At 58.0% G+C, this 18,916-nt stretch carries 14 protein-coding genes; 10 read left to right on the forward strand and 4 right to left on the reverse strand.

The genetic code is table 11. From position 1 onward, the window contains the following. The first annotated feature begins 474 nt into the window (after positions 1-474). The 10 genes from MGEO_RS12570 to MGEO_RS12615 all read left to right on the forward strand — a co-directional run bounded on the left by MGEO_RS12570 (position 475) and on the right by MGEO_RS12615 (position 13,333). Complete coding sequence (locus MGEO_RS12570; protein WP_158091018.1) at positions 475-1,584, forward strand: PAS-domain containing protein; 1,110 nt, start codon at positions 475-477, stop codon at positions 1,582-1,584. A 50-nt stretch (positions 1,585-1,634) separates the two neighbouring features. Next, positions 1,635-2,108 (forward strand): tRNA (adenosine(37)-N6)-threonylcarbamoyltransferase complex ATPase subunit type 1 TsaE, encoded by a 474-nt coding sequence (tsaE, locus tag MGEO_RS12575; RefSeq protein ID WP_085638153.1) that lies wholly within the window; start codon positions 1,635-1,637, stop codon positions 2,106-2,108. Beyond that, on the forward strand, positions 2,105-3,070 hold the full coding sequence (locus MGEO_RS12580) for an aminoglycoside phosphotransferase family protein (protein WP_085638157.1): 966 nt from the start codon (positions 2,105-2,107) through the stop codon (positions 3,068-3,070). The genes tsaE and MGEO_RS12580 overlap by 4 nt, the downstream gene beginning before the upstream one ends. A 14-nt stretch (positions 3,071-3,084) precedes the next feature. Next, positions 3,085-3,750: a nucleotidyltransferase family protein gene (locus MGEO_RS12585; RefSeq protein ID WP_233139909.1), complete on the forward strand. Its 666-nt coding sequence runs from the start codon at positions 3,085-3,087 to the stop codon at positions 3,748-3,750. After that, the gene (gene addB / locus MGEO_RS12590) at positions 3,743-6,688 is read left to right on the forward strand and encodes a double-strand break repair protein AddB (RefSeq protein ID WP_085638163.1); all 2,946 of its coding nucleotides are present in this window, start codon (positions 3,743-3,745) and stop codon (positions 6,686-6,688) included. The genes MGEO_RS12585 and addB overlap by 8 nt, the downstream gene beginning before the upstream one ends. Then, positions 6,685-10,077 carry a double-strand break repair helicase AddA gene (gene addA / locus MGEO_RS12595; protein WP_085638166.1) on the forward strand — a complete coding sequence of 1,131 codons (3,393 nt, stop codon included), beginning with the start codon at positions 6,685-6,687 and terminating at the stop codon, positions 10,075-10,077. Before addB ends, addA begins: the two co-directional genes overlap by 4 nt. 49 nt (positions 10,078-10,126) lie before the next feature. Then, positions 10,127-10,447, forward strand: coding sequence for a thioredoxin (gene trxA / locus MGEO_RS12600; protein WP_085638169.1), 321 nt, complete (start codon positions 10,127-10,129; stop codon positions 10,445-10,447). Positions 10,448-10,561: 114 nt separating this feature from the next. Then, entirely contained in the window at positions 10,562-11,119 is a 558-nt protein-coding gene (gene hslV / locus MGEO_RS12605; protein ID WP_085638172.1) for an ATP-dependent protease subunit HslV, read from the forward strand. Between the two features lie 37 nt (positions 11,120-11,156). After that, positions 11,157-12,470 carry an ATP-dependent protease ATPase subunit HslU gene (gene hslU, locus MGEO_RS12610; protein ID WP_085638175.1) on the forward strand — a complete coding sequence of 438 codons (1,314 nt, stop codon included), beginning with the start codon at positions 11,157-11,159 and terminating at the stop codon, positions 12,468-12,470. A gap of 185 nt (positions 12,471-12,655) precedes the next feature. Then, positions 12,656-13,333, forward strand: coding sequence for a D-lyxose/D-mannose family sugar isomerase (locus MGEO_RS12615; protein WP_085638179.1), 678 nt, complete (start codon positions 12,656-12,658; stop codon positions 13,331-13,333). A 69-nt stretch (positions 13,334-13,402) separates the two neighbouring features. Here the strand turns inward: MGEO_RS12615 and MGEO_RS12620 are convergent, their stop codons facing one another. The 4 genes from MGEO_RS12620 to MGEO_RS12635 all read right to left on the reverse strand — a co-directional run bounded on the left by MGEO_RS12620 (position 13,403) and on the right by MGEO_RS12635 (position 18,845). Next, positions 13,403-14,944 carry an ABC transporter substrate-binding protein gene (locus tag MGEO_RS12620; protein WP_085638394.1) on the reverse strand — a complete coding sequence of 514 codons (1,542 nt, stop codon included), beginning with the start codon at positions 14,942-14,944 and terminating at the stop codon, positions 13,403-13,405. 63 nt (positions 14,945-15,007) lie between these two features. Continuing rightward, positions 15,008-16,654, reverse strand: a complete 1,647-nt coding sequence (locus MGEO_RS12625) for an ABC transporter ATP-binding protein (protein WP_085638182.1) — start codon at positions 16,652-16,654, stop codon at positions 15,008-15,010. Continuing rightward, on the reverse strand, positions 16,651-17,853 hold the full coding sequence (locus MGEO_RS12630) for an ABC transporter permease (protein ID WP_085638185.1): 1,203 nt from the start codon (positions 17,851-17,853) through the stop codon (positions 16,651-16,653). Before MGEO_RS12630 ends, MGEO_RS12625 begins: the two co-directional genes overlap by 4 nt. Beyond that, on the reverse strand, positions 17,850-18,845 hold the full coding sequence (locus MGEO_RS12635; RefSeq protein ID WP_085638187.1) for an ABC transporter permease: 996 nt from the start codon (positions 18,843-18,845) through the stop codon (positions 17,850-17,852). Before MGEO_RS12635 ends, MGEO_RS12630 begins: the two co-directional genes overlap by 4 nt. Positions 18,846-18,916: the final 71 nt, after the last annotated feature.

Raw genomic sequence — 18,916 nt, forward strand, 5'->3', positions numbered from 1 at the left:
CTGCGTCAGACTTAACGATCCATTAACCATCTCCGCGTTGACTCCAGCCTGCGCACAAACGCGGAGGTCCGGGCAGAAATGGTTTTTTGGCCACCCATTATCGTTGGTCTGGTATGTGCCGGTGCGGTCGCTGCATGGATTTTCCAACGAAACCGCCCAGTCCCGTACTCACCTGATACGACATTTGAACAGAGTCTGTCTCTGCTCTTCCAAGATGGCGTTCTTGTCGATGCCGATGATGAAGTCTGGCCATTGCTCGCAGACATCCCCACACCAATCACATGGGAAAGCACACGCAAGGCTTTAATCCACATCGTGCCATCTCTGCCCCTAACCCTGACGGAATTCGAGCCTAACAAAGCCCAATCACCTGTTTCTGTCTCACTCCGTAAGGTTGCAGGAGGATATCGGGTAACCTTTCTTCCAACGCAGAAAAAAACTTCCAAACAGTGGTTTCTTGATCGCCAGAACGAAGTGGCTGTCTCCCAAATCCGACCAGCGCTCTTATATGCGCCCGATCCAATCTGGTGCGTGGATGCCCGAACTGAAGTGATCTGGGGAAACGAAGCCTTTTGCGACCTTTCAGGCCAGCACGGCGGAAAGACCGCTTTTGCAACCCAAATTGCAGAACAGATTTTCGACGGCGAAATCCTGTGTTCGAAGCGTATAAAGCTGGAAGGCTCCGGTTCCGTTGGCCCAAAATGGCTCGAAGTGACACGCAAGGAAACCGAAACCGGAATTCTCTTTTATGCGAATGGCGCTGACGCAGTTGTGCATGCCGAGGAAGCACAGCGAAATTTTGTGCAGACCCTCTCCAAGACCTTTGCAAATCTCACCACCGGACTCGCGATTTTTGACCGCGAACGGCGCTTGGCCCTGTTCAACCCGGCCCTGATCGATCTGAGCGGTATATCGGTCGAATTTCTCAGCAATCGACCACCATTGTTTGAATTCTTCGACAAGCTGCGCGAACGCCGCGTGATGCCTGAGCCGAAAAACTATGACAATTGGCGAGAGAAGATGGCCAAGCTTGTCGCCGCTGCCAGCGATGACAGATACCGTGAGACCTGGAACCTGGCCGGCGGTCAAACCTTCGATGTGACCGGGCGTCCTTATCCTGATGGGGCCATCGCATTTCTGTTCAACGACATTACAGCCGAAGTGTCTCTGACGCGGGGATTTCGCGCTGAACTGGAGACCATGCAGTCGATGATCGACGCGATGGAAGATGCCGTCGCGGCGTTCACGCAGCAGGGTGTCCTGACCGTGTGCAATACAGCCTACAAGCTGATGTGGAAAGTTGATCCGGACACCCGCATCACCGAATTCACCATCATGGAAGCGACGCAGGAATGGAAAACAGCATTTCACCCAAGCCCGGTCTGGCCCGAACTTAGGGACTTCGTGACCACCAGTACCGAAAGGGCGAGTTGGGACAGTGACCTGCGCGCAAAAGATGGGCGTAGGATCGTCTGTCGGGTCGATCCGATCTGCTACGGCGCGACGCTGGTTCGCTTCTGTCACCAGCCCAAGGTGCAAGAAGGCGCAAACGAACAGGACGGGCTTCAGATCGTTTCCGCCTGAGCGAGGGTTTCCAATCTTGCAGCCCACATCAGGGAAGGTAAACATGCCGCATGACCAAAAGCAGAGCGGCCTTCACCTCACACTCTCCCGATGAGACCGCACAGCTGGCAAGGCGCGTGGGGGCGCAGCTTGGTGCCGGAGACACTTTGCTTCTGGAAGGAGGAATTGGAGCCGGAAAAAGCCATTTCGCGCGCGCGCTGATCCTGTCGCGGCTGGCCGAAGCCGAAGATGTTCCATCTCCAACCTTCACGCTTGTTCAGACCTACGATTTGCCGGACTGCGAGTTATGGCACGCCGACCTGTACCGCTTGGGCGATCCGGATCAGATTGTTGAATTGGGCCTCTTGGACGCATTTCAGGCAGCGATTTGTCTGATCGAATGGCCCGACAGGCTTGCCGAACTGACGCCTGAGACCGCCCTCACCGTCCGTTTTGACGACATGCTTCAGAACGACACCCGACAGATCGAGTTCACATGGACCGCGCCGCACTGGACCAGTTGTGTCAAAGAGGCTCTGGCATGAATGTCGATGCGTTCCTGAAAAGCGCAGGCTGGGAAGGCGCAATGCGTGAACCTCTTGCGGGTGATGCGTCCTCTCGACGGTATATCAGGCTCTGTTACGGCGAAAAACGGGCCATCCTCATGGTCGATCCGCAGGACGACACAGCTCGCTTTGAGCGCATCGCAAACCACCTTCGGAGCATCGGTCTCTCTGCTCCGGCAGTCTTGAAGCGGGACAAAGGGCTGATGCTGCTCGAGGATTTTGGTGATGCGCAATTCGCGCGTGTCATTGCGCAAACTCCAGAGACGGAAGTTCCGCTCTATTTGGCCGCGACGGATGTTCTCGTTCACCTCGAAAACCTGCCTGCCCCGGATGGCCTCACGACAGCATCGCCCGAGGTCCTGGGTCAAATGATTGAACCTGCCTTTACGCATTACCTGCCCCTTTTGGGTCGGAGCGCTGGTCGGGAGGCGGATCGCATAACCTCCCTTTTGACCGACCACTTGGACAAGCATCTGCCTAAGACCTCAGTTCTGGTGCTGAGGGATTTTCATGCCGAGAATATGATCTGGCTTCCCGAACGTTCGGGCGTTGAACGGGTTGGGCTTCTTGATTTTCAGGATGCACTTGCGGGTCCGCCGATCTACGATCTGGTTTCCATGCTGCAGGACGCACGCCGGGATGTGTCTGATGCAGCCCACAACGCAGTGCTTGCTCACTATCTCGGCGGAACCGGCCGATCTGAGTCAGAATTCATGCCGGCGTTTCATCTGATTGGCCTGCAGCGCAATCTCCGGATTTTGGGGATATTCGCGCGGTTGGCGACAGAAATGGGCAAACCCGGATACCTGAACCTTATTCCCCGGGTGTGGCGACATATCGAAACGAGCCTCGCCTCTCCGGTCTCGAAAGAAATCGCGCCACTGGTTCACCGCCTTTTTCCCGAACCCACACCAAGCCGTCTGAAGGAAGGTACGAACTGATGCCCGGATCGGTGATGCTGTTTGCCGCTGGGTTTGGCACTCGTATGGGCCACCTGACGAAGGATCGGCCGAAACCGTTGGTGGAAGTCGCTGGCAAACCGCTGATCGAACATGCCATGGATCTGGTCCGGGCTGTTCACCCCGATCGCATTGTCGCGAACGCGCATTACAAGGCAGACCAAATCGTTAAACATTTCGCCGGAACAGAGGTTCGGGTGAATGTCGAGTTGCCCGACATACTCGATACTGGCGGCGGACTCAAAGCTGCGTTGCCAATGCTTGAATCGGATGTGGTATTTACAATGAACACCGACGCGGTTTGGGACGGCCCAAACCCCCTCTCGCTGCTGCAATCCGTCTGGACCGATGACATGCAGGCGCTCTTGCTGTGCGTCCCCAAATCACAGGTGATTGGACACACCGGGTCCGGAGACCTTGATGTGTCAAAAGACGGTTATGGGTCCTGGGGGACGGAGACAATTTACTCAGGGGTACAGCTCATCCACACCGATTGTGTCTCTGATACACCTGAAAATGCCTTTTCACTGAAGTCAGTCTGGGAAAAACTGGAGTCCCAGGACGCCCTTCGAGCGATTACCTATCCCGGACGCTGGTGCGATGTGGGCCATCCCGGTGGCATCGCGCTTGCTGAGAAGATGTTGGGATTTGACCATGTTTGACCCAAGCGACAGGCCGCGTCTCTTTTCGCTTCCGCCCGGGGCGGATTTCGCGACTGAGCTGGTTAGGGGACTTAAGGACCGAACCAAGGACCAACCGCCGGAAGCGATGGCGCGGGTCGAACTGTTTCTGAACACGCGCCGCATGCAGCGCCGTGTAGAAGCGGTTTTCGACCAAATGGGCGCAGGATTTCTTCCGCGTATTCGTTTGATCACCGACCTTGCTGACCCGATTGAACGTATACGCCTGCCGCGTCCAATTCCCGCGCTTCGCAGACAGCTTGAACTGGCCGAACTCGTGGGGCGGCTGATCGATTCCGATCCGAGCCTTGCCCCGCGCTCTGCGATTTATGACCTTGCCCAGAGCCTTGGCGCGCTTCTTGATGAAATGCAGGCTGAAGGTGTAACGCCCAAGGACATTGCCGCGCTCGACGTGACGGACCAGTCAGGACACTGGGAGCGCGCTCAACGGTTTCTGAATATTGTCACCCAGTATTTCGACCCTTCGAACGACTTGCCGGATTCTGCGGCCGTCAACAGAATGGCGTTGGCGAACCGTCTGAACCTATGGCGCGACACACCACCGGATCATCCGGTGATTATCGCAGGATCTACCGGGTCACGCGGGACGGCGTTTCAGTTGATGACCACTGCCGCACAGCTGCCTCAGGGGGCGGTAATTCTCCCGGGATTCGACACTGATCTGCCTGAACAGGTGTGGGACGTGTTGCGCAGCGATGTCCGCAACACAGAGGCAATGCAGGGTGAAGACCATCCACAATTCCGCTTTGCCCGGCTGATGGAGAAATTGAACCTCCAGCCCGATGCGGTACGCGCATGGACAATGACACCTCCACCAAGCCCGTCGCGCAACGCTCTGGTCTCACTGGCGCTGCGTCCGGCGCCTGTCACGGATCAGTGGCTGTCTGACGGACCGAAGCTGCCGTCGCTGGACCAAGCCACTCAGTCTCTAACTCTGCTCGAAGCGCCCTCCCCAAGAGACGAGGCCCGCGCGATTGCGATACGGTTGAGGCAGGCCGCCGAAGATGGAACCACCGCTGCCCTGATCACGCCGGACAGGATGCTCACGCGTCGGGTCTCAGCCATATTGGACCGGTGGGGCATTCTGCCAGATGACAGCGCGGGTACACCGGCGCAACTCTCTGCTCCAGGACGGTTATTGCGCCACATCGCACAATTGCGCGTGAACGGGCCGACTGCAGACGCCCTGCTGACCATCCTCAAGCATCCGCTTTGCCACACCGGAGCAGATCGGGGGCAACACCGGCTTTGGACGTCAGAACTGGAACTTTTTATCCGGGACAAGGGCGTGCCTTACCCTGATCTTGAGCAGTTGATGTCGTGGAAGCGCGCCGACGAGGCCAAAAACTGGCTCGCCTGGATTGACAGATGCCTGTTGCAACCCGGCCTGCAGGGCAAGCAATCACTCAGCGATCATGTTGGCCAGCATGTGGCACAGGCCGAAGAGATCTGTGCGGGGTCAGCGAGCGATGATGCGGCGGAACTGTGGAACAAGAAAGCGGGCGAGACGTGCCGTGCGCAGTTCGAGGACCTTATCGAGAACGCTGGCTTCGGTGGGGCGATGTCCGCGCGCGACTATGCCGGTCTGATAGACGGAATCCTGCGGTCCGCCGAAGTGCGGGATCGCGATGCACCGCACCCCCATATCCTCATCTGGGGTACCATCGAAGCGCGCGTGATGGGCGCGGACCTTGTCATCCTTGGAGGTCTGAACGAACATTCATGGCCGGATGTGCCTCCACCAGACCCCTGGCTGAATCGCAGAATGCGCCAGCAGGTCGGCTTGCTTCTGCCCGAACGGCGTATCGGCCTGTCGGCGCATGATTTTCAGCAGGCCATTGGCGCTCGTGAGGTCTGGCTGACACGGGCTGAGCGCTCGGAAGATGCGGAAACCGTGCCTTCCCGCTGGCTCAACCGGTTGACCAATCTGATGACGGGTCTGCCCCAGACCGGTGGACCTCAGGCTTTGCAAGCCATGCAAGATCGGGGAAGATCATGGTTGGCTTTTGGACAGGCTCTCGAAACACCCATCTATGCGCCTCAGGCACCACGGCCCTCACCCGCACCGCCGGTCACCGCGCGGCCAGATGAGCTTTCGGTTACAAACATCGAAAGGCTGATCCGTGACCCCTACGCGATCTATGGGTCCAAGGTCCTGCGGCTGCGTCAACTGAACCCAATCCAGCATGCACCCAATCCGATGCACCGAGGTACCGTGATCCACCGCGTTTTCGAGAAATTCGTCTCTGATACGGTGCAAAATGCGCTTCCTTTGACTGAGACGCATTTGATCAAGGTGGCTCAGGACATCCTGAGTTCCGACGTTCCATGGCCAACGGATCGCATTCAGTGGCGCGTTCGCATTGAGAAAATCGCGCGTTGGTTCGTCGAGGCGGAGCGTGCAAGGCAATCGGCGGCTCGACCGGTTCTGTTCGAAAAGAAAGGGCAAATGCAGGTCGCCGATCCACCGTTCACCGTATCTGCCAAGGCCGACAGGATCGACTTGAATGACCGTGGCGAAGCGCTGGTGTACGACTACAAAACTGGAACAGCGCCCACAAAAGATCAGCAACTGCAGTTCGACGTACAGCTTCTGGTTACGGTCGCGCTGATCTGTGAGGGTGGCTTTTCCGACTTCCACCCACGCGGCGTGGCCGATGCGCGGTATATTTCATTCTCCGGGGATGGTCGCGAGGTGCCCGCACCGTTGCAGGACTGTCCACCTGAAAAGACTTACGCGATGCTCGTCAAACTGATCGATGCTTACCGTGACCCGAACATGGGCTTCACCGCGCGCAACCGGATGCACAGGGACATTTTCGGCTCTGATTATGATCAGCTGTCTCGCTTTGGAGAGTGGGATGCATCCGATACGGCAGTCAGGATACCTGTGACATGAGCCGCGACGACGCCACCGAAGCGCAGGTCCGCGCGGCCAATCCCACCGCGTCCACGTGGCTGGGTGCCAATGCTGGATCGGGCAAGACACGGGTTCTGACGGACCGCGTGGCGAGACTTCTGCTGGGTGGCTCGCGGCCGGAACACATTCTGTGCCTGACATTCACCAATGCGGCCGCAAGCGAAATGCAGAACCGCCTGTTCAAGCGTCTCGGCGAATGGGCCATGCTGGATGACGACAAGCTTCGGCAAGAACTGACCGAGCTCGGCGAAAGTGACGATCAACTGAGCGACGATTTTCTTGCCCGCGCGCGGACATTGTTCGCCCGCGCGATCGAAACACCGGGCGGTCTTCGTATTCAGACGATCCACGCATTCTGTGCCTCGATCCTCCGCCGATTTCCTCTGGAAGCCGGGGTCAGCCCTCAGTTTCAGGAAATCGACGATCGTGCCGCGCAACTGCTCCGCGAACAGATCCTGGACGAAATGGCGGAAGGCAGAGGGGCTGATCTGATTGCCGAACTTGCCCATATCGCACCAAACGGTCCGCTCCATGAACTTGCGGATCGTATTGTCGGGCAGCGGGAGGCCTTTTCCCCCGCAATGACCAGCGATGACCTCAGAAAGCGTTATGGGCTGACCGATGGAGACACGATGCCAATGGTCCTGGCTCAGGTCTTTCCAGCCGGTGAGACTGCATTTTTAGCTGAGTTAGTGACTGAACTGCGAACCGGCGGAAAGAGCGACAACGACCTTGCAGATGCCATTGATGCGGCGCAAGGAGCGGATCAGGACGGTTTGCTTGCCCTCGAAAACATCGTGTTCACACAGAAAGGCGAAGTGCGGAAAACCTTTCCCCCGACGGCCAAGCTGCGCAAAGGGTCGCTGGCAGCAAGCATCAATCGACTGGAAGATCTGTTCGGGCGCATCGAAGCTGCACGGGAAACCCGATTGGCCTTGGATGCCGTTTCGCGGGATACGGTTCTACACCGGTTCGCTGCCGCATTCCTGAACCGGTACGAGGAAACCAAGCAGGCGCGGGGGTGGCTTGACTTCGACGACCTCATCACGCGGACACGTACTCTGCTGACCGACAGGCTGCAGGCGGAATGGGTGCTGTACCGACTGGATGGCGGGATCGACCATATTCTTGTGGACGAGGCCCAGGACACCAGCCCCGCGCAATGGGATGTCATCAACAGATTGGCCCAGGAATTCACGTCTGGCGAAGGCGCGCGCAGCGCAACACGTCGCACGATCTTTGTGGTCGGGGACAAGAAGCAGTCAATCTATTCCTTTCAAGGCGCCGACCCGAGAGAATTCGATCACATGCGCGCCGCGTTCCGAGATCAGATGCAGATGACCGACGCTCCGCTGCAGGATGGGCAGCTCAGCTATTCGTTCCGGTCTTCCGTTCCCATCCTGCGCTTGGTCGATGAACTGTTCAAAGGGCGGGACAAAGCCGGTTTCCTGCCTGATCAGACTCACATTTCCTTTCATGACCAACTGCCGGGGCGCGTCGATCTGTGGCCACTGATCGAACCGGCCATTGATGATGGTGACGACTTGCCATGGGACACTCCAGTGGACCGGGTCAGTCCAACACATCACAACGTCATGCTGGCCCAGCGCATCGCGCGGTTCATCAACAAGACGCTGACCGACGGAACGACCATTCCGACAGCCATAAAAAACGGGAAGGTCGAATCCAGGTCGGTCCACGCCGGGGACTTCCTGATCCTCGTGCGCAGTCGCGGTCAGTTGTTCAGGGAAATCCTTCGGGCCTGTAAGGCGCTTGGCTTGCCTATTGCCGGTGCGGACAAGCTCAAGGTGATGGACGAACTTGCTGTCAAAGACCTGCGCGCGCTGCTGTCCTTCCTCGCAACACCAGAAGACAGTTTGTCGTTGGCGTCCGCTCTTCGATCACCCCTGTTCGGTCTGGATGAACAGGCGATATTTGACCTCGCGCATCGTCGCAAGTCTCCGCATCTCTGGGAAGAGTTGCGCCGGCGCAGAGACGACTTTCCGGAAGTCCTCGAGGTTCTGGACGACCTCAGGGAACAAGTGGACTTTCTGCGCCCCTACGACTTGCTTGAACGGGTTTTGATCCGGCACCGAGGCCGACAGAAACTGATCGGTCGGCTGGGCACAGAAGCAGAAGACGGGATAGACGCGCTACTCAACCAGGCGTTGGCGTATGAGCGAACGGACATTCCAAGCCTGACCGGTTTCCTCCACTGGATGGAAACCGACGATATTGAGATCAAGCGCACGGTCGACAGCGCAGGCGCGCGGATCCGGGTGATGACGATTCACGGTGCGAAGGGCTTGGAAGCGCCTATCGTCATACTTCCGGACACGCACAAGAAAGCGTCTCAGGCGGGCAGGGACTCCTTCGTCGTCGGTGACGGTGTCGCACACTGGCGCGGCGCCGACAAAACGCGGGCTGCGTATCAAAAGGCGTTGGTTGAACAGGTTCGACTGTCTGAAGAGGAAGAAAAAGACCGGCTTCTCTATGTTGCGCTGACCCGCGCCGAACGCTGGCTGGTCGTCGCCGGAGCGGGCACTCCGGACCCCAATGCGGAAAGCTGGCATGACCGGATTTCAGCCAGCTTAGAGACTGTTGGCGGACATCCACACACATTCGGGTTCTACGATGATGGGCCGTCAAAAGGACTTCGGCTGGAACACATGACCTGGCCGGACATGTGCGCACAACCTGTCCCGCAGGAAACACCGGAACAAACGGCCCTTCCCGACATCTTTCTTTGCGATGCGCCTGCGATCCAGAAGAATGCTGAGGTGCTGAGTCCATCTGACCTTGGCGGCGCAAAGGCACTTGCGGGTGCGGATGGAGACCTTTCGGACATTGCAAAAGACCGCGGAACGCTTATCCACCTGTTGCTGGAAACGTTGCCGTCCATGGCTTCTGCTGACAGGCCAGACGCCGCGCGTCTGCTCTTGGATGATCACCCTTTGGCGGACGAAATGGCTGAAGAAGCGATACGCGTTCTCGACACCCCATCGCTTCAACAGTTCTTCGCACCCACCACTCTGGCAGAGGTTCCGATAACAGCGAAAATCGATGCGTTTCCCGACACGCAACTGCATGGCGTGATCGATCGGCTGATCATCGACGAAGACCGGATCATTGCCGTGGATTTCAAAACCAACCGCACCGTGCCGACGACAGAGTCACAGACACCCGAAGGTCTGCTCAGGCAGATGGGCGCGTATCATCAGATGTTGGCTGCCATTTACCCTGACAGGCAGATCGAAACAGGAATCCTCTGGACGAGGACCGCCACCTACATGCCGTTGTCAAAAGAAACCGTGACACAAGCTCTCGTGAGAGCAAGGCACCTTGACGGCCTTACGGAGGCTACCTAGTCTCCTGCTCCGACTGAAACATGCGCCTGAGCCGCAAGGAGACCTTTCCATGTCCACCGTCGCCGTGACCGATGATACTTTTGACGCCGAAGTGAAGAATTCCAGCGTGCCCGTAGTGGTCGATTTCTGGGCCGAGTGGTGTGGGCCCTGCAAACAGATCGGGCCCGCACTGGAAGAACTGGCCGCCGAATATGGCGATGCCGTAAAGATTGCCAAAGTCGATGTAGACCACAACCCGAACTCTGCCGCCGCAATGGGTGTGCGCGGGATTCCCTCACTGTTCATCTTCAAGGACGGTCAGGTGGTTTCGAACAAGACCGGCGCTGCTCCGAAAGCGGCGCTGAAAAGCTGGATCGACGAAAGCATCTGATCCGATTGAGGATTTTTCCAAACGCCCGGCCGCTGTGCCGGGCGTTTTGCGTTGCAGGGCTTGTGTGGGATCACGGTTCGGCCCATATCGTCACTGATGTTAAAGGGGGTTTTCATGGCTGAGAACGACTTTCCAGGCTGGCACGGCACCACGATCATCGGCGTTCGCAAGGGCGGAAAAGTGGTGATCGCAGGGGACGGTCAGGTCAGTCTTGGCCAGACCGTGATCAAGGGCACAGCCCGCAAAGTGCGCCGGATTTCACCCGGCGGCTATGATGTGGTGGCGGGTTTCGCCGGATCGACGGCAGATGCGTTTACCTTGCTCGAGCGCCTGGAAGCCAAGCTCGAAGCGACTCCCGGACAATTGCAACGCGCCAGTGTCGAACTGGCGAAAGACTGGCGTACGGACAAATACCTGCAAAAACTCGAAGCGATGCTGATCGTGTCCGATGGCAAGGAACTCTATGTAATCACGGGAGCAGGTGACGTGCTTGAACCCGAGCATGACGTGACTGCAATCGGATCTGGCGGGAACTACGCTTTGGCCGCCGGACGCGCGCTGATGGACACCGACAAAGACGCCGAACAGATTGCCCGAGAGGCAATGGCGATTGCGGCGGATATCTGCGTCTATACCAACGGCAACCTGACGGTCGAAACCATCAGCGGCTGAACCGCTGTGGCACGTCTGACGCCGAAGAGGATTTACCATGACTGACCTGACCCCCCGCGAGATCGTCTCCGAGCTTGACCGGTTCATCATCGGCCAAAAGGATGCCAAGCGTGCCGTGGCGGTCGCCTTGCGCAACCGGTGGCGCCGAAAGCAGCTGAGCGACGACCTGCGGGAAGAGGTTTACCCCAAGAACATCCTGATGATCGGGCCAACGGGTGTCGGCAAAACCGAGATCAGCCGACGTCTTGCGAAACTCGCAAAGGCACCGTTCATCAAGGTCGAAGCGACAAAATTCACAGAAGTGGGATATGTCGGCCGGGACGTCGAACAGATTATCCGTGATCTGGTTGATGCCGCCATCGCAATGACCCGCGATCAGATGCGTGAAGACGTCAAAGCCAAGGCCCACGAAGCCGCAGAAAACCGGGTGATCGAAGCTATTGCAGGCGAGGGTGCGCGCGATGCCACGCGTGAGATGTTCCGCAAAAAGCTCAAGGACGGTCTTCTGGATGACACCATGATCGAACTGGAGCTTCAGGACACGTCAAGCCCGTTCCCGATGATGGATATTCCGGGTCAGCCCGGAATGGGCGGCGGCGCTGGCATGATGAACCTTGGCGACCTTTTCGGCAAAGCCTTCGCAGGCCGGACCACGCGCAAGCGGATGACCGTGGCAGAGAGCTATGAGGTTCTGATCGCGGAAGAGGCTGACAAGCTCTTGGATGACGAGCAGGTCAAGGTCCAGGCGCTTGAAGCGGTCGAACAGAACGGAATCGTATTTCTGGACGAGATCGATAAGGTCGCCGCGCGGCAGGAGACCCGAGGCGGGGATGTCAGCCGCGAGGGTGTGCAGCGGGACCTGCTCCCGCTGATTGAAGGCACCACCGTGAGCACAAAACACGGTCCGGTCAAAACCGACCACATCCTTTTCATTGCGTCAGGCGCCTTTCACATCGCAAAACCGTCGGATCTGCTTCCAGAGCTTCAGGGGCGGCTTCCGATCCGGGTGAATCTGCGGGCGCTGACCGAAGAAGACTTTGTACGCATCCTCACCGAGACGGACAACGCTCTGACCCTTCAATACACTGCGCTGATGGCCACCGAAGACGTGACCGTATCCTTCACCGAGGACGGTATCGCGGCGCTGGCCAAGATCGCGGCGGATGTAAATCAGTCGGTCGAAAACATCGGCGCGCGTCGTCTCTATACGGTGATGGAACGGGTGTTCGAAGATCTGAGCTTTGATGCACCGGACAAGTCCGGACAGTCCTTTACAGTGGACGCCGGATTCGTTGACCAGCATCTGGGAGAACTGACCAAATCCGCGGATCTGAGCCGCTACGTTCTGTAAGACATGCGTTTTCTGGACCGGGTTGGCTGAAGCTGAAGACGGGTGCCTGAGCGTGCCCGTCAGGTATCCGAGAACAGTTTCGTTCGGTCAGTTTACCACGAGCGATTAAGCGACAGACTCTGCGGCGGCTTTTCAGCGTCAGTATGCATCGCTATGTTAGCGCCAACACTGGCAGCGAGGCCCAAATGAAACGATCCCGCATCAACGAAATCCTCCGCGAGGGCGATTCCTTTATCCGGTCATTCGGATATACGTTACCGCCTTTCGCCTATCTTTCTCCGGAAGACCTGAGATCCAGCGATCACGCAGAGATCAAGACCCGGCGCATGGGCTGGGACATTACCGATTATGGCAAAGAAAACTTCGACGAAATGGGGCTGTTCCTGTTCACGACCCGTAACGGGCTGAACAGCGACCTCGGCAAGAAGAGCGCCATGCTCTACGCCGAAAAGATCATGATTTCCCGAGATCGACAGTTGAGCCCGATGCACCGCCATGACCTCAAGGTCGAAGACATCATCAACCGGGGTGGAGGCACTTTGGTGATCGAGCTTTTCATGGCCGATGCGCAGGGCGAGATCGATCGCACTTCGGACGTGTCGGTCATGGTTGACGGCACGATCCGAACACTGGCCGCTGGTGGTCATCTGAAGCTTGATCCCGGTGAGTCAGTGACGCTCTTCCCCAATAACTGGCACGCCTTCTGGGGAGAGGGTGGGGATGTCCTGATCGGTGAGGTTTCAACCGTGAACGACGATTTGACGGACAACATCTTCGAACAGCCGATCGGCCGGTTCTCCAACATCGAGGAGGACGAGGCACCGCTTCATCTGCTCGTATCGGATTACGACACTCATCTCTGACAAACGCCGCCCTGAAACAAAAAATGCCCCATCCGAAGATGGGGCATTTTCTTTGGCGTCTTGGTGAAATTACGCGAACCACCAACGCTCGATCATGCGCGAGCTGTCCATCTGGAATACGTTGCCGATGGTGCCCGAGTTGGTGAGCTTGTTGGAATGCGCATCTACGAAGTTCGCGTACATCGGGATGACAGTGCCACCCTCCTTGGAAACGAGCATCTGCATCTCGCGGTACTGCTCCCGGCGCTTGTCGCTGTCGAGCTCGGCACGGGCGGTCAGCAGAAGCTCCTGGAAGCGGGCGTTTTCCCAGCCCGTGTCGTTCCACGGAACACCGGATTCATACGCCGTCGAGAACATCCAGTCCTCAGTCGCGCGGCCGGACCAGTAGCAGGCGCACCATGCCTTTTTCAGCCAGACGTTAGACCAGTAACCATCATCCGGTTCCTGCACGACGTTGATGTTGATTCCCGCCGCCTTGGCGCTCGCCTGGTAGAGCTGAGCAGCATCGACCGCGCCCGGGAAGGCCGCGTTGGCCGCCGAAAGATCGATGGACAGACCGTCGAGACCCGCTTCCTTGAGCAGCGATGCCGCCTTGTCGGGATCGTAGTCGTTCATCTCGATATCGCCGGCAAAATACTGGTTTGCCGGACCAATCGGGTTGTCGTTGGCAACCGCACCGTGACCAAGCAGGATCTTGTCGACCATCTCCTGACGGTTGACCGCATGCTTGAGAGCCTGACGCACCTTCAGGTTGGTGTACGGATCGACATTGGTCAGCATCGGGAAGGTGAAGTGCTGGTTGCCCGTCACTTCGAAGATGTTGATCATCGGGTTCGCGCGCATCAGCGGCTCGGTCTTGAAATCAACGCGGTTCACCGCGTCCACCTGACCGGTCATCAGCGCGTTCATACGGGCCGACGAATCGTTGATCGCGATCATCTCAACGCTGTCGAACCAACCTGCCTTGCCATCCTTGTAGTGGCTGTCGACACGGCTGAGCAGCGTGCGCACGCCCGGATCGAAGCTTTCGACCTTGTAGAGGCCGGTACCGATGCCTTGTGCGATCGCTTCTTCGATCTGACCCGACGGGTAGATACAGATGTGGTAATCCGACAGCAGGAACGGGAAGTCCGCATTGCCGGCCTTGAGCGTGAACTCGACTTCGTGATCGTTGATCTTCTTCATCTCGGCGATGTTTTCGACGATCGGCTTGGCAGCCGATTTCGCACCTTCCGCCGTGTGCATCTGCAGCGAGTCGAGAACGTCGTCAGCTCCGAACGCTTTGCCGTTGTGGAAAGTCACGCCCTGGCGCAGCTTGAATGTCCAGGTTACCGCGTCTGCCGAGGCTTCCCAGCTTTCTGCAAGTTCGCCAACCAGTTCGCCGTTTGCCGCCACTTCGGTGAGGCAGTCGAACACCGCGCCGTGCGCCGCCATGATCATGTAGCTGTCCGAGTGAGTCCGGCTGTCCCAGCTGTCGGAGGTGTTGGCGCCGGCCAGACCAAGGCGCAGCGTGCCGCCGCGCTGCTGCGCGCGCAGCGGAAGGCCACTGGCCGCAAGAACACCGGCGGCTGCACCGGTCTTCAATAGTCCACGTCTTGAAATACGAGTCATCATCGTCTCCCTGTGTTTTTGGGCGGTCTTCAGCCGCCTGTTGGTCCGGTCATGGACCGATTCTCATGACATCTTATCAACAGCTGCATCGCCAATGTTATCAACTCCGCGTTCGTTGAGCAGATTGGTGAGCCAGTCCGGGTCCATTTCGGGAACAGAACTGAGCAAAAGGTCTGTGTAAGGGTGGTGCGGCGGCACGAACATATCGTGCTTCGGACCCTGCTCCACCACTTTACCTTCTTTCATCACCACAACTTCGTCGGCGATCGCTTTGACCGTCGCAAGATCGTGCGTGATGAACATGTAGCTTAGCTTGAGGTCATCCTGCAGCCGGGCCAGCAACTTGAGAATTCCTTCGGCCACCAACTGGTCCAGCGCGCTCGTGACCTCATCGCAGATGATGAACTTCGGCTCGGCAGCCAGCGCACGGGCAATACCGATGCGCTGCTTCTGACCGCCGGACAGTTCTGATGGCAAGCGGTCGAAATACTGGGCTGCGGGGAGTTCGATCTCATCCAGAAGCTCTTCCACGCGGCGCCGCTTCTGCTTGCCCGTAAGGCCCATGTAGAACTGGACCGGACGACCGATGATCTCGCCGATGGACTTGCGCGGGTTCAAAGCGGTGTCCGCCATCTGATAGATCATTTGCGCCTGGCGAAGCTGGTCTTTGTTTCGGCTTTTGTAATTTGCAGGAAGCGGCTGTCCGTCAAATTCGATGACACCCTTGGTCGGCGGCAAAAGCCCGGTGATGCAGCGGGCCGTGGTGGATTTTCCCGACCCCGATTCACCGACGACAGCAACGGTACGCCCCTCGTGAATGTCAAAACTGACATCATGGAGCACAGGAATCTTTCCGTACGCAGCCGACACGTTCTGGACAGAGACAACCGGGGTCGCGCCGGTGTAAACAGCGGGTTTCTGCGGGCGCTCAAATGCGCGCACGGCCCAGAGGCTCTTGGTGTAGTCCTCTTTCGGATGCGCAAGCATCGTTCTTGTGTCAGCCTCTTCGACTTCATCCCCTTTGAGGAGGACTTTGATCTTGTCGGCCATTTGCGCGACGACCGCGAGATCGTGCGTGATGTATATCGCAGCGGTGTTGAACTGTTCGACAATATCACGGATCGACGCCAGAACTTCGATCTGCGTGGTCACATCAAGCGCCGTGGTCGGTTCGTCGAAGATGATCAGGTCGGGACGGCAGGACATTGCCATCGCCGTCATCGCGCGCTGAAGCTGGCCACCGGAAACCTGGTGCGGATAGCGGAAACCGATTTCCTCGGGGTTCGGCAAACGCAGGCGGCGATACAGCTCGATTCCGTCCTTCATGCTTTCGGCACGGGACATGACACCATGCTGCACCGGGCCTTCGGTGTGCTGGTCGATCAGCTTGTGCGCCGGGTTGAAGCTGGCCGCAGCTGACTGCGCGACATAGGCGATGCGCTTGCCCAGAAGCTCGCGCTTTTTCGCGGCCGAGGCGGCAATCAGGTCGATCCCGTCAAAGGTGACGGACCCTTTGGAGATGCGAACACCGTCCCGGGTAAAGCCCATCGCAGCCAGACCAAGGGTCGACTTGCCCGCGCCCGATTCCCCGATGAGGCCCAGCACCTCGCCCTTGTTCAGCGTCAGGCTGGCACCGTTGATGATCGGCGACCACGTCTCGTCGCTGCGCCCTTCGATCCAGAGATCGCGGATTTCAACGAGCGTGCTCATTCCTTCAACCCCGAACTTCTGTGAAGCATCCAGTCCACAACGAAGTTCACCCCGACAGTCAGAAGCGCAATCGCACCGGCTGCAAGCAACGGCAGCGCTGCGGTCAAGGGCGAGAACGCCGCGAAGTTGATGAACTGCGCACTGTCACGCACCATGGTACCCCAGTCGGCCAATGGAGGCTGAATGCCCACGCCAAGGAACGACAACGACGCGATGGTGAGGAACACGAAACAGAACCGCAGACCGAATTCCGCCAGCAGCGGCGCAGTCGCGTTGGGCAGGATTTCCTTGAAGATCAGGTATCCCAGGCCCTCGCCCCGCAGCTTCGCGGCTTCGATGTAATCCATCACGACGATGTTCAGACCCACCGCACGTGCGAGACGGAACACGCGCGTGCTGTCGATCACCGCGATGATGATGATCATGTAAATCGTCAGCAACCACCGCTCTGACCCGGCCCAGGCGCTGGCGATGGTCATCAGAAGTAGTGCAAAGATCAGCGACGGGATCGCCATCAGCACATCGACCGCGCGGCTGAGGATCTGGTCCAGCCAACCTTGAAGGGTAGCCGCAAGAAATCCGAGTGATCCACCGAGGAAGAACGCCAGACAGGTCGTGACAAAGGCAATGCCCACCGTGTTCTGCGCGCCGTAGATCAGGCGGCTGAGCAGGTCACGTCCGATCTGGTCGGTTCCCAACGGATGCAGAGGATCACCTCCTGTTGCAGCGTTTCCGCCCGGCAATACGTTGACCTTGGCAAAAATCTCTTCCTGCCCATGAGGCGCGATCCACGCCGCGAAAATTGCAGTAAATGCGTAGAGGATGACCACCAGAACGCCAAAACTTGCCGTCAGCGGCATCTGACGGAACAGCTTTCGGCTTCCAGCGGTGCCAACCGTCCGCCCAAGCAGACGGAATAGAAATGCGGCGATCGCTGCGATGATGAAGAACTGAACCGCCCATCGGAAAAAGACGACACCGGCATTCGGAACGCCTGCTTCTGTTGTGGTGGGCTGGAAGAAGTACCAGATCGAAAAAAGAAGCAGACACGCGCCAAGCACATATCCGAAGGCGACGGCAAAGGGCATGTCGCGGAATGCAGGTGCATTGCCGGTCACCTTCTGCCCGGCAAAACGAAACACCCAACCGCCTGCCGCGACCATCACAAGGATCAGAACCAATGTCAGAAGCGTATTCATTTCGGATGCCTCAGACGTGGGTTGGACAGGATCGACAGGATGTCGGCCAGAAGGTTCAGCAGGATATAGGCAGCGGCGAAGATGAGGCAGCAGGCCTGCACAACCGGAATGTCCCGGATCTTCACGCTGTCGACGAAAAGCTGGCCGATGCCGGGATAGACGAACACCACCTCGACAACGACCACCCCGGTGATGAGATAGGCAAGGTTGAGAGCGATCACGTTGATGATCGGCGCCAGCGCGTTCGGCAGGGCGTGTTTCACGATGACCCGCATCGGCGACATGCCCTTGAGCCGCGCCATCTCGATATAGGGCGAGGCCAGAAGGTTGATGATTGCCGCACGGGTCATCCGCATCATATGCGCCGTCACGACCAACGTCAGCGTCAGCGCAGGCAGCAGGGTTTTTTCCAGCCGTTCGCCGAATGACATACCCTCAAAGATGTTGGACAGTGACGGCAGAAGCGGGTTCAGCACGGCAAGGAACAGGATCAGCACGTAGGCCAGAAAGAACTCGGGCGACGAAATCGAAGTCAGCGTGGTGACGTTTGTTGCCCGGTCAAAAACCGAATTTCGAAACAGCGCAGCAAGAATACCCAGAACAAGCGATACCGGGACCGCGATACAGGCCGTTACAGCCGCAAGGAACATGGTGTTGGCAAAGCGCGGCGCGATCTGTTGCGCCACAGTGGTGCGCACTCCGCTGTCCGCACCGACAAAGCTGGCGAAATTCGCCTGTGCAAACGAATTGCCGAGATCGCCCTGGATGGCCCCGCCCAGCCATTGGAAGTACCGTGTGATGGGCGGCTGATCGAGCCCAAGATCCTTGCGGATGGCCTCGACGGCTTCGGGTGTCGCTCCTTGCCCGAGAATCGCCTGCGCGAAATCTCCGGGCAACATGTTCACGGCTGTGAAAATGACAACGGAAACGACAAAGAGCGTTAGCAATCCAAGCGCAAGACGCTGAAGAATGATGCGAATGACCGAATGCAACGTCTTTGCTTAACCTTGGTGTCCCTCAGATGCATACGTTAACAACAGGGCGCGATGTGTAAACATCAAAT

Source organism: Marivita geojedonensis (assembly GCF_002115805.1).
In the GTDB taxonomy this organism is placed as follows: domain Bacteria; phylum Pseudomonadota; class Alphaproteobacteria; order Rhodobacterales; family Rhodobacteraceae; genus Marivita; species Marivita geojedonensis.

Excerpts from the sequence above, each read along its gene's own strand:
- tsaE (WP_085638153.1), top strand. The coding sequence starts at position 1,635 with ATGACCAAAAGCAGAGCGGCCTTCACCTCACACTCTCCCGATGAGACC.
- MGEO_RS12580 (WP_085638157.1), top strand. The coding sequence starts at position 2,105 with ATGAATGTCGATGCGTTCCTGAAAAGCGCAGGCTGGGAAGGCGCAATG.
- MGEO_RS12585 (WP_233139909.1), top strand. The coding sequence starts at position 3,085 with ATGCTGTTTGCCGCTGGGTTTGGCACTCGTATGGGCCACCTGACGAAG.
- addB (WP_085638163.1), top strand. The coding sequence starts at position 3,743 with ATGTTTGACCCAAGCGACAGGCCGCGTCTCTTTTCGCTTCCGCCCGGG.
- addA (WP_085638166.1), top strand. The coding sequence starts at position 6,685 with ATGAGCCGCGACGACGCCACCGAAGCGCAGGTCCGCGCGGCCAATCCC.
- trxA (WP_085638169.1), top strand. The coding sequence starts at position 10,127 with ATGTCCACCGTCGCCGTGACCGATGATACTTTTGACGCCGAAGTGAAG.
- hslV (WP_085638172.1), top strand. The coding sequence starts at position 10,562 with ATGGCTGAGAACGACTTTCCAGGCTGGCACGGCACCACGATCATCGGC.
- hslU (WP_085638175.1), top strand. The coding sequence starts at position 11,157 with ATGACTGACCTGACCCCCCGCGAGATCGTCTCCGAGCTTGACCGGTTC.
- MGEO_RS12615 (WP_085638179.1), top strand. The coding sequence starts at position 12,656 with ATGAAACGATCCCGCATCAACGAAATCCTCCGCGAGGGCGATTCCTTT.
- MGEO_RS12620 (WP_085638394.1), bottom strand. The coding sequence starts at position 14,944 with ATGACTCGTATTTCAAGACGTGGACTATTGAAGACCGGTGCAGCCGCC.
- MGEO_RS12625 (WP_085638182.1), bottom strand. The coding sequence starts at position 16,654 with ATGAGCACGCTCGTTGAAATCCGCGATCTCTGGATCGAAGGGCGCAGC.
- MGEO_RS12630 (WP_085638185.1), bottom strand. The coding sequence starts at position 17,853 with ATGAATACGCTTCTGACATTGGTTCTGATCCTTGTGATGGTCGCGGCA.